This is a genomic window from Virgibacillus chiguensis, from assembly GCF_900129865.1.
In the GTDB taxonomy this organism is placed as follows: Bacteria; Bacillota; Bacilli; order Bacillales; family Amphibacillaceae; genus Virgibacillus; species Virgibacillus chiguensis.
In genome coordinates, this window is the sequence record NZ_FQXD01000025.1 from 23900 (window position 1) to 34627 (window position 10728).

At 39.2% G+C, this 10728-nt stretch carries 9 protein-coding genes and 1 riboswitch; of the genes, 4 read left to right on the forward strand and 5 right to left on the reverse strand.

What is annotated here, in order from left to right; genetic code table 11:
• Positions 1-28: 28 nt before the first annotated feature.
• From nikC to BUB45_RS18260, 5 genes are all read right to left on the reverse strand, one after another.
• Positions 29-877 (reverse strand): nickel transporter permease, encoded by an 849-nt coding sequence (nikC, locus tag BUB45_RS18240; protein ID WP_244527771.1) that lies wholly within the window; start codon positions 875-877, stop codon positions 29-31.
• A 95-nt stretch (positions 878-972) separates the two neighbouring features.
• Entirely contained in the window at positions 973-1974 is a 1002-nt protein-coding gene (locus BUB45_RS18245) for an ABC transporter permease (RefSeq protein ID WP_073013139.1), read from the reverse strand.
• Between the two features lie 526 nt (positions 1975-2500).
• Positions 2501-4183 (reverse strand): ABC transporter substrate-binding protein, encoded by a 1683-nt coding sequence (locus tag BUB45_RS18250; RefSeq protein WP_073013141.1) that lies wholly within the window; start codon positions 4181-4183, stop codon positions 2501-2503.
• Between the two features lie 241 nt (positions 4184-4424).
• Positions 4425-5393 (reverse strand): ABC transporter ATP-binding protein, encoded by a 969-nt coding sequence (locus BUB45_RS18255; protein WP_073013152.1) that lies wholly within the window; start codon positions 5391-5393, stop codon positions 4425-4427.
• Between the two features lie 41 nt (positions 5394-5434).
• Positions 5435-6415, reverse strand: coding sequence for an ABC transporter ATP-binding protein (locus BUB45_RS18260; protein WP_073013143.1), 981 nt, complete (start codon positions 6413-6415; stop codon positions 5435-5437).
• 643 nt (positions 6416-7058) lie between these two features.
• Positions 7059-7165: riboswitch (TPP riboswitch) on the forward strand.
• 237 nt (positions 7166-7402) lie between these two features.
• On the opposite strand from BUB45_RS18260, the gene thiW reads away from it, so the two are divergent.
• The 4 genes from thiW (at position 7403) to thiE (ending at position 10305) form a co-directional block, all read left to right on the forward strand.
• Positions 7403-7897 carry an energy coupling factor transporter S component ThiW gene (thiW, locus tag BUB45_RS18265; RefSeq protein ID WP_073013144.1) on the forward strand — a complete coding sequence of 165 codons (495 nt, stop codon included), beginning with the start codon at positions 7403-7405 and terminating at the stop codon, positions 7895-7897.
• A 152-nt stretch (positions 7898-8049) separates the two neighbouring features.
• A complete protein-coding gene (thiD, locus tag BUB45_RS18270) occupies positions 8050-8856 on the forward strand; it encodes a bifunctional hydroxymethylpyrimidine kinase/phosphomethylpyrimidine kinase (protein ID WP_073013146.1) in 807 nt (268 codons plus the stop codon).
• Complete coding sequence (thiM, locus tag BUB45_RS18275; RefSeq protein ID WP_073013148.1) at positions 8853-9626, forward strand: hydroxyethylthiazole kinase; 774 nt, start codon at positions 8853-8855, stop codon at positions 9624-9626. The genes thiD and thiM overlap by 4 nt, the downstream gene beginning before the upstream one ends.
• A gap of 97 nt (positions 9627-9723) precedes the next feature.
• On the forward strand, positions 9724-10305 hold the full coding sequence (gene thiE / locus BUB45_RS18280; RefSeq protein ID WP_084723812.1) for a thiamine phosphate synthase: 582 nt from the start codon (positions 9724-9726) through the stop codon (positions 10303-10305).
• The last annotated feature ends 423 nt before the right edge of the window (positions 10306-10728 follow it).

Consider the following 10728-nt stretch of genomic DNA (forward strand, 5'->3'; position numbering starts at 1 on the left):
GTATCATTTCGGATCTGCTCATTCGGATTTACGTTTTCATTTTAGGGTCTAACGCATCGCGTAACCCATCACCGATAAGGTTAAAGCCTAACACTACCAACATAATGGAAACACCGGGAAAAATTAATGTCCAAGGTGCAAGTTGAATGAAATCCCGCGACCCTGCCAACATTGCTCCCCATTCCGGAGTTGGTGGTTGCGCCCCTAATCCTAAGAATCCTAATGCCGCTGCGTCTAATATAGCTGTTCCAAACCCTAATGTAGCTTGTACAATAATTGGTGCAGCACTATTTGGTAAAATATGATGGAAAATAATGCGCCCACTCTTCATTCCTTGCGCTCTTGCAGCCATAATAAATTCCTCTTCTCGCAAACTAATTACTTTTGATCGAACAATTCTACCAAAAATGGGTATGTTAATAATGGCAATAGCAATTAAGGCATTTTGCAAAGAAGCTCCTAAAATAGCCACGATGGCAATTGCTAATAAAATACTAGGGAAGGCTAATAATATATCAAATACGCGCGAAATAATTGTATCGACCCACCGTCCAAAATAGCCGGCAACCATACCTAATAACGTTCCAAACACAAGCGCTCCTGTAACAGCAAAAAAACCCACCTGTAACGAAACCCGAGCACCATAAGCAATCCGGGTGAATATATCTCTTCCAACATCATCCGTACCAAACCAATGCTCTTTTGACGGAGGTTGCAGACGGTTGCCCAATGCTTGTTCTTCATAAGAATACGATGTCAATAACGGCGCTACTAGCCCAAATAAAATAAAAAATAGTATAATGGAAAAACCAACCATCGCAAAACGATTCTTTCTCAATTGCTTCATTGTATCTTTCCACGGGGACGTTTCTTCCATATCATCAGCTTCGAATTGCGGAGAAAGTGTAACAGGGTTGGTTAACGGTAGCTGATCTTGCTTTTTATCACTTTCTGGACCCATTCCATCACCCCCTAATATTTGACTCTCGGGTCAATGAACGTGTATAAAATGTCGACAATTAAATTAATAATGACAAAGAGGAAGGCAATGACTAAAATGCCCGATTGAATGACGGGATAATCACGATAATTGATTGCTTCGTATACATACCTGCCAATTCCTGGCCAACTGAAGATTGTCTCCGTTAAAATAGCTCCCCCCAAAAGGACGCCTGTTTGTAAACCAATAACTGTCAGGACGGGGATTGTAGCATTTTTTAAAGCGTGTTTATAAATAACAAGGAACTGCCCTGATCCTTTAGCACGGACTGTACGAATATAATCAGATTGCATCACTTCCAACATACTAGAACGGGTCATTCTCGCAATAATTGCCATTGGAATCGTTCCTAATGCAATGCTCGGTAGTACGAGATGCTTTAGGATCGTTAATGCCCTTGAAAAGTCTAAATGAATCAGGGCATCAAGTACGTAAAAATGCGTAATGGCTGCAATTGGATCTCTGCTATCTTCTCGCCCATAGGCAGGGAACCACCCAAGTTCTTGGGCAAACATCCATTGCTCCATCAGCGCTAACCAGAATACAGGGATGGAGACACCGACAAGCGCAAAAAGCATCGCTAATAAGTCAAACCACGAATTTTGCTTCCACGCACTAATAATTCCTGCGTTCACACCGATACATACAGCAAATAACATGGCAAAGAAAGTTAGTTCAAATGTCGCTGCAATATGCGGCCAAATTTCTTCCGTAATTGCAGCTTTAGATCGTAAGGACGTTCCTAAATCACCTTTCAATAAATCGGTAACATAAATTCCATACTGAGTTAGATATGGTTCATTTAAACCCATATTTTCTTCTAAATTTTCTACAGCTTCTTGTGTAGCTGCTTCCCCTAAAATTGTTTGCGCCGGATTACCAGGTATTAAATGTACAATGGAAAACGTAATAACTGTCATTCCAAGTAATACTGGAATGACATGCAGTAAACGGCGCATGATATATGCAGTCACCTTTTCACCTCCATTCCAATCTATGTTGGTACCAATAGAAAAACTGAACTTTTTCTATAAAGGGAATCTTTTAAATCATGTAGCCGCTCTTTTTCTCCAGTGCAGATATCGGAATTGATGTACCGCTATCTCTCCCTTCACTTTTTGTTGTCCTAGATTTTAAAGGGAGAGTGTGTTGCGGTACACCTTATTTTTAATGACATGTTTATAGCAAAAAGACACCATCGTTTTGCTTCATGATTCACCTCAAAGTATCATCATTTCTATAATGAAAAATCATGTATCCATACCTTATCGACTGTTCAAAAAGCAATCTGATTGCTTCTTTTTCACCAAGTGCGAAAACAACCTCTTCTATGATTCCTATACAAACTGTTCTTTAAGAACCCTCCATAGTTTAAAAATTCGGAAAAATGAATGGATTTTATGTTTATTAAGCTTAGATCGTTTCAATTCCTATCCATGAGCTCATCATTTAGCAAACCAACGTAACCCTTTAGTCAAGCACCTTTATACCTACACCCCTTTATTCCGTTGCTATTTCCACTTCTTCTAGCGGGTCACTTGTAGATGGATGTGGTATAAAGTTTTTCACTTTATTTTTAGCTGCAACTAGCGGTGTTGAGTGAACAATATTTACCCCTGGAACTTCTTCATGAAGAATGGTTTGCACTTGTTTATACAATGCTGCCCGCTTATCTTGATCGATTTCTGCACCAGCTTGATCGATTAATTTATCCACTTCATCATTTTGAAAGAAAGAACGATTTTCTCCGCCAATGCTATCTCCATGTAGCAAACTGTCAAAGAAATAATCTGGATCACCATTTGAGCCTGACCAACCAAGCAAATATAAATCCTGCTCCCCTTTACCTGTTTTTTCTAAATATGGAGCCCATTCTTCACGGACAATATTTGTTGTAATACCAATCTCTTGTAAATTGCTTTGGACTATTTCAGCAACTGTTTCAGGATCTGGCATGTATGGTCGCGATACAGGCATCACCCATAAGTCCATTTCAAATCCATCCGCATAGCCTGCTTCAGCTAATAATTCCTTCGCTTGCTCTACATCATGCGCGTAAGGCTCTAATTCATCATTATACCCCAAATAATTTGGTGGAATTAGATTCGCTGCTGTCGTTGCATAACCTGCATAAAGCGCCTCGACAATCGCATCTGTATCTACCGCATAATTGATCGCTTGGCGAACTAATTTGTCATTTAACGGCTCTTTTTCTACATTCATCCCTAAAAAGCCAATGTTATTTTCACCCCGCACATATAAATCAAGCCCTTCTTCTGACTCAATACTAGCTGCATCATCTGGATTAATTCCATCAATAATATCCACTTCTCCAGAACGCAACGCGATTAACCTAGCTGAGTTTTCTGGAATAACTTCAAAAATAATTTGATCTAATTTGGGTAATCCTTCTTTATGGTAATTAGCATTTTTCTCTAGCACGATCTGATCATTCTTACTCCAGCTAACAAATTTGAACGGGCCTGTCCCTACAGGATTTTCATTAATAGTAGAACCATATTTTTCTAAAGCAGTTGGTGAAGTCATTGCAAAATAGGACATAGCCATATTTTGTAAAAAAGGTCCTTGAGGTGCGTTTAAAACAAATTCCACTTCATAATCATTCACTATATTTATTTCTTTAATATTATGTGCTTCATCGCCTTTATACCCGCCAAACATACTGCCATACAATGGATAAGCGTATCCCTCATCCGCAAATGCATACGTATGTTCAGGGTCGGCCCAACGTTCGAAATTCACCTTTACAGCTTCCGCATTAAATGGTGTGCCATCATGGAAAGTAACGCCTTCTTCTAGAAAAAATGTGTACCGTAAACCATCATCAGATACTTCCCAGTCATGCGCTAAGCCTGGAACTACCTCAAACGATTCTTTATCATAATCGAGTAAACTTTCATAAATATTCTCTGTAACACGCAAGGATTCCCCATCAGAAACACTCGCAAAATCTAAACTAACTGAATCACCACCACGGCCAAATACTAATACCTGCTCTTCGTTAGCCGTTGCCTCTTTTTCGCCCTTAGTACCCTCTTCACTTGCACCACCACTTTCCTCCTCCGCTTTGTCCGTTTTTGCTCCACCATCACCACTACACGCTGCTAGAAATAACATACATAGCAGCATGAAAATAAACCAAATCGCGCATTTTCCCTTCATTTTTCTTCCCCCTTAAAATTTTTTAGTTAGAAAGACTTGGCTTGTCGCCAATTCCTTATGGGCGAAAGCTGTAATGTTATACGATAAACCTTTAAACTTTTATGCTTTCCTATCGTGTAAACGAACACGAAGTTCTACATTTTACCCTCACACATTTAATGAGCACTTCATATGCACTAGTAAGTTTTTTCATGCTCGCTAACCATTTTCAATCGTGCACATCCCTTTATACAACATGCTTTCACGTGTATAAATGACAAGCAATAAAATGATTCGCTTCCATCTCTTGGAAAGCAGGTTTAGCTGTTTTACAAATATCCATTGCTTGCGGGCATCGTGTATGAAAGACACAACCTGGTGGGGGATTTGCAGGGCTAGGTACATCCCCTTTTAAAATAATTCGTTCTCGTATACCATCTGGATCTGGGGTCGGTACAGCTGATAATAATGCTTGGGTGTATGGGTGCTTTGGATTTTCATACAATGTATCCTTGTCCGCTAATTCCATCATTCGTCCCAAGTACATGACCCCTACACGATCACTAATATACTTTACAACACTTAAGTCATGCGCAATAAACAAATAAGTCAATTGAAATTCTTCACGCAATTTTTGCATTAAATTCAAGATTTGCGCCTGAACAGATACATCCAATGCAGAAACAGCCTCATCGCAAATAATTAATTTAGGATGATTTGCTAACGCTCTAGCAATACCAATTCGTTGCCGTTGTCCACCACTAAATTGATGCGGGTATCTGGAAGCATGGTAGCTATTTAAACCAACTATTTCTAACAGTTCTTTCACACGCTGTTTACGTGCTGCTTTAGCTGCCATCCCATGAACAAGTAGCGGTTCTGCAATGATTTTTTCAACCGTATGTCTTGGATTTAACGAAGCGTAAGGATCTTGAAAAATAATTTGCATATCTTTGCGGAGCTTTCGCAACTCTTTGGCTTCAAGATCCTTTATCCTTTTTCCAGCAAACATCACTTCCCCGCTCGAAGGCTCCAATAATCGTAAAATGGCTTTTCCAGTTGTTGATTTTCCGCATCCTGACTCTCCGACAATACCAAGTATCTCTCCTTCTCTTACACTGAATGAGACATCATCGACAGCTTTGATAACACGCTTTTTCCTTCCAAATACCCCGCCTTTAACTGCAAAATGTTTCTGTAATCCTTTCACTTCTAACAATGGTTGGACCACTTTCTCCTCTACCTCCTTCCTGCTTGCTTTAATGGGAACAATCATGCTTCCTTTTCATGTAAAAAGCATCTACTTGTGCGGTTATTTTCTAGTTCATATAATGGAGGGTTTGCTTGAAAACATGGTGCAAATGCCCATTCACAACGAGGTGCAAAACGACAACCTATTTTTTCCTTCTGTGGCTTAGGAACCGTACCTGGAATAGAATATAATTGTTGTTCTGTTTTCTTCACATTTGGTAATGAACGAATTAATCCTTTTGTATAGGGGTGGTTAGGATATTTTAATATTTCTCTCGTAGTCCCTTCTTCAATGATTTGCCCAGCATACATCACTGCGACGCGATCACAAATCTCTGCGACGACACCTAAATCATGTGTGATGAACAGAATAGCTGTCTGTTTTTCTTGATTTAACTGTCGCATTAAATCGAGTATTTGTGCCTGTATCGTTACATCAAGTGCTGTTGTTGGTTCATCCGCTATTAACAAATCTGGTTCGCAAGCCATCGCCATTGCAATCATGACCCGCTGTCGCATTCCACCTGATAATTGATGCGGATAACTAGCGACAATAGCATTTGCCCTAGGAATTCCAACAAGTTCTAATAATGTAATCGCTTTGTTACGCGCTTCTTTTTTGCTTATTTTTTCGTGTAGTCGAATCGCTTCTATCATTTGATTACCAATGGTAAATAAAGGATCTAAAGATGTCATTGGTTCCTGAAAAATCATAGCAATTTCATTTCCCCGTATCTGTTTCATTCTTTTAGGAGAAGCTGATACGATATTTTCCCCTTTAAAATAAATGTCACCACTTACAATTTTGCCAGGCGGGCTAGGTATTAATTGCATGATGGATAAGGATGTTACGCTTTTTCCACAGCCCGATTCTCCAACAATACCAACGACCTCTCCTTTACATACAGATAAACGAACCCCATTCACAGCGGGAACCTCCCCTTTTTCCGTAAAAAAATGCGTATGGACATCTTTTAGTTCCAGTATGACTTCTTTGGACATTCTGATTTCACCTCGTTTCTTACAAATTTCCACCACTCTAAAGCACCTCAACTTTAGAAATAGATAGTTTCTTGCCATATATTTGCGGTGGATGTTGTCATGCCTTTACATTTTAAACTCGCAAATAGGTATCTTGTTAACAAACTAAAAATTCAGTCTATTAAAACAGTTTTTTCCCCGGTTCATTATCACCTGTAAGGAATATCTTGCATTTACTTATTTTGTAATAGATTTGTTCCCCCTCCTTTCACTTTCTGATTTATCCTTCTATAATCTCATGGAGTAGGTCAACATCTCTTCATGAAAGCGTTTCTAATATACCGATGAAAAACTAGGATTTTAGAACCATCTTGTAATGCTTATCATATTCATGTCCACATGAAATTATTAACCTTTCTTTTAAAAGTTTTGAATATGTTTTAACTTCATCTATAAAAGATGGACCGTAATTTTATAGAAAGTGGATTTGCAGGCCATTATTCAAAACAGGCAATTATTTTCCCTTTACAACTATCTCTAAACCACGCAAGTACAATTCAAGGTAATAAAGATGCGGAAAGGTACTAGCTTTTTCCATGACAAACATCTACCATTTTGTTAAGCTTGATGTGTTAGCGTTTAATATTTTAGTAGAATATTTTATAAGAACTACTAGGGGAGCCTATCATGGGCTGAGAAGAAGCAATAGCTTCTGACTCTTATTGACCTGATCTGGTTAAGACCAGCGGAGGGAAGTAGTAGAGATTCTCATTCTATATTTCTTCTTCTAAGTCAGGTTCTGTCTGGGGTCTGACTTTTTTTGCATGTTAGGAAAAGATAAGGTTTATAGGATAAGTAACATGGCGTTATGCTTGTTCCTTTTGTTCTATTCTATTCGTCGACAACGACTTCTCGTTTAGAATGAAAGAAACCTTACAGCAACTTCTATTAAAAATGCTATTCTTCACTACTTTCCTCTTAGTAAAATAGACAAAGCAAGGTGATGCTATGAAAAAAACATACACATTAACATTAATGGCTGTCTTTGTTGCTATTGGCACACTAGCAGCACAATTTCTTTGGTTTCCTGCTGGATTTGCCAAAGCGTACCCCGTGCAACATGCTGTTAATGTGATGGCAGCTATTACGTTAGGACCTGGACCTGCTGTAATAATAGCTTTTATGATTGGTCTGTTACGAAATATGCTAGGACTTGGAACTTTATTAGCATTTCCAGGAGCCATGGTAGGAGCATGGTTTGCAGGTTTACTGTATCGTAGATTTGAGAAGAAACGATGGGCTGTCATTGGAGAAAGTATAGGGACTGGAATTGTAGGATCCTTGCTTGCCGTACCCATTGCTCGCTTATTCATGGACAGTAGTGCCGGAGCTCTATTCTTTGTCCCGTCATTTTTAGCAAGTAGCATTTCTGGAGCTTTTTTAGGGTGGTTTATTGTTTCACGCGTGAATACAGATAAGCTGATTCGTATACAAAGGCAGTAATAAACTGGCTTTAACTCCAAGCCTATCTCTCAAGACTATATGATAACTATTTATATGTTTGGGAATCATTCTAGATAGTAGTTCGCTCGAAAATGAGCCATCATGGTTCACGAAATATACTGGCAATTATATAAAGAAAGGAAGCGAATAATTTGAAACCAATTCCATGTGCATTAACGATTGCAGGAACTGACCCAAGTGGAGGTGCAGGTATTCAGGCAGATCTGAAAACATTTCAAGAGTTAACTGTTTATGGTATGTCCGTCATCACATCGATTGTTGCACAAAATACAACTGGTGTACAAAATGTCCACCATATCCCTATTGATATGATAGATGAGCAATTGCAATCTGTTTTTTCTGACATGCCTGTACACAGTCTAAAAACAGGCATGATTGCCAATGAATCGATGATGCGCGTCATCCAAAAACAACTTACTAGTACAGACGCATACTACGTCATGGACCCTGTTATGGTTGCTACTAGCGGCGATCCTTTAATTGCCGAAGAAGCAAGAGATTATTTAAAAGAACAGCTTCTACCTTTAGCAACTGTTGTTACGCCAAATATTCCAGAAGCAGAATTTATTACTGGCAACAAAATCCATGATGTTAACGATTTACAAGAAGCAGCCAAAGAAATAGTGGATAAACATGGTGCTCGGGCTGCCCTAGTAAAAGGTGGACATATGCATGGAGATGCCATTGACTATTTATATGATGGACATAAGATGCATACCTTTCACTCCAAACGCTTTGACACAACAAGTACGCATGGCACTGGTTGTACGTACTCGGCAGCCATTACCGCTCATTTAGCTAAAGGACTGCCGTTATATGAAGCGGTAAAAGAGGCTAAACAATTTGTTACAGCAGCTATTAAGCATTCTTTCCCATTAGGCGCTGGGAACGGCCCTACCAACCATTGGGGAATTCGTGAAGAAAGGGTGAAACAATGAATACATCAATTATAGAGCAAGTTAGGGAGGCCAATCCGTTAATTCATAATTTGACAAATGAAGTCGTGATGAATTTTACTGCTAATGGTTTACTAGCTTTTGGGGCTTCACCGATTATGGCAAAAGCAACAGAAGAAGCAGAAGAAATGGCGTCCATTTCTAATGGTGTGCTTATAAATATTGGTACATCAACATTGACAGAGCTACCAGCAATGAAGCTTGCTGGTAAAGCCGCCAACAAAAAAGACATCCCAGTAGTACTAGACCCTGTTGGCATTGGCGCCACATCATTTCGTAAAGATGTCGTTAAACAATTATTACAAGAAGTACAATTTACTGTTATTAAAGGAAATGCCGGCGAAATGGCTAAGCTAGTTGATATGCCATGGAAAGTAAAGGGGGTAGAGTCTGTCGGAGATGGTGATGGAAAAGAGATTGCTAAAAAAGTAGCCAACATGTATCATACGACTGCTGTAGTAACTGGAGAGACAGACTATATTTGTAGTAACAATGAAACAGTAATAGAAAACAGAAGCGGGCATGTCTATTTGGAAAAAATTACAGGTGCTGGTTGTTTGCTAGGCTCTATTATAGCTGCTTGTCTAACTACAGATGCGAAAGTAGAAGAACAAGCATTTGCAGCCGTACAATTTTATGGATTAGCAGCCGAGTATGCTGCTAAACAAGAGCATGTTCAAGGTTCTGGCAGCTTTCTTCCGGCCTTTATTGACGCATTGTCCAATGAAATAGATCAACTTAACACCAAATAATATGTAGAAAAACTTTCCTTTCGCAAAAGCTAAACGTTAAGTAAATAAGGAGGCTAGAGGCTTGCATTTACAAACAGCTTTACGTAAATATTTCATCATGGGGAGCCAAAATTGTGATCGAGACCCGAAGCAAGTTTTAAGAGAAGCGATTCAGGCAGGTATTACAGCTTTTCAATATCGGGAAAAAGGATCTGATGCTTTATCTGGCAACCAAAAAATACAATTAGGAAAAGAATTGCGCGCTATCTGTCGTCAACATAACATTCCGTTTTTTATCAATGATGATGTAGAGTTAACAGAAGTTTTAGAGACTGATGGCATACATGTCGGTCAAGATGATAAAGACGCAAAAGAATTGCGCCAACAGTTTCCAAATAAATGGATTGGACTTTCTGTTTCTAACCTAGAAGAACTGCATGCCAGCCCGCTGGATTACGTGGACTATCTTGGCGTCGGCCCCATTTTCCCGACTTCGACAAAAGAAGATGCAAAGATGGCAGTAGGTACAGGCTTTATAACAGAAATAAAACGGCTGTACCCCAACATGCCAATTGTTGGGATAGGCGGAATTAACACGGAAAATGCGGTAGCTGTTATGGAAGCGGGCGCTGATGGCGTTTCTGTTATATCGGCAATTACTAAAGCTCCCGATATAGAAGAAGCAATTGCAAAACTATAAAGGAAGCCAAACCAATTAGATAAACTTGGCTTGTCGCCAAGTCTTATGGCAAATGGCATAGTTTTTCTTATACTATAAACATTTAAATTTTTATACTCCCTCTATATACTAACGTTTTCTCTTGTTTTCTTTGTTTTTCTTAGAATTTCATTTTATTTTTTACTCATTAACGATATTTAAGACCGTGTAAGCATAATTTTAATGTAGAAGGGTGCACTTAATAAGCCATCCTTCTCTTTTTGAAAAAAATGGGAATTTTCACTGCTATGATCGCACCTTCTCATCCCACAATACTCATGGTGACAAACCCTCCCACATCTCACAGCGTCTTCGCGCATACATTCCTTCGTTCGGTCTATCCATGAAGTGGGGCCGGCGTTGCTTTCCTACAGGGTCATTGCCCGATTGTATAAAAATTGCCGG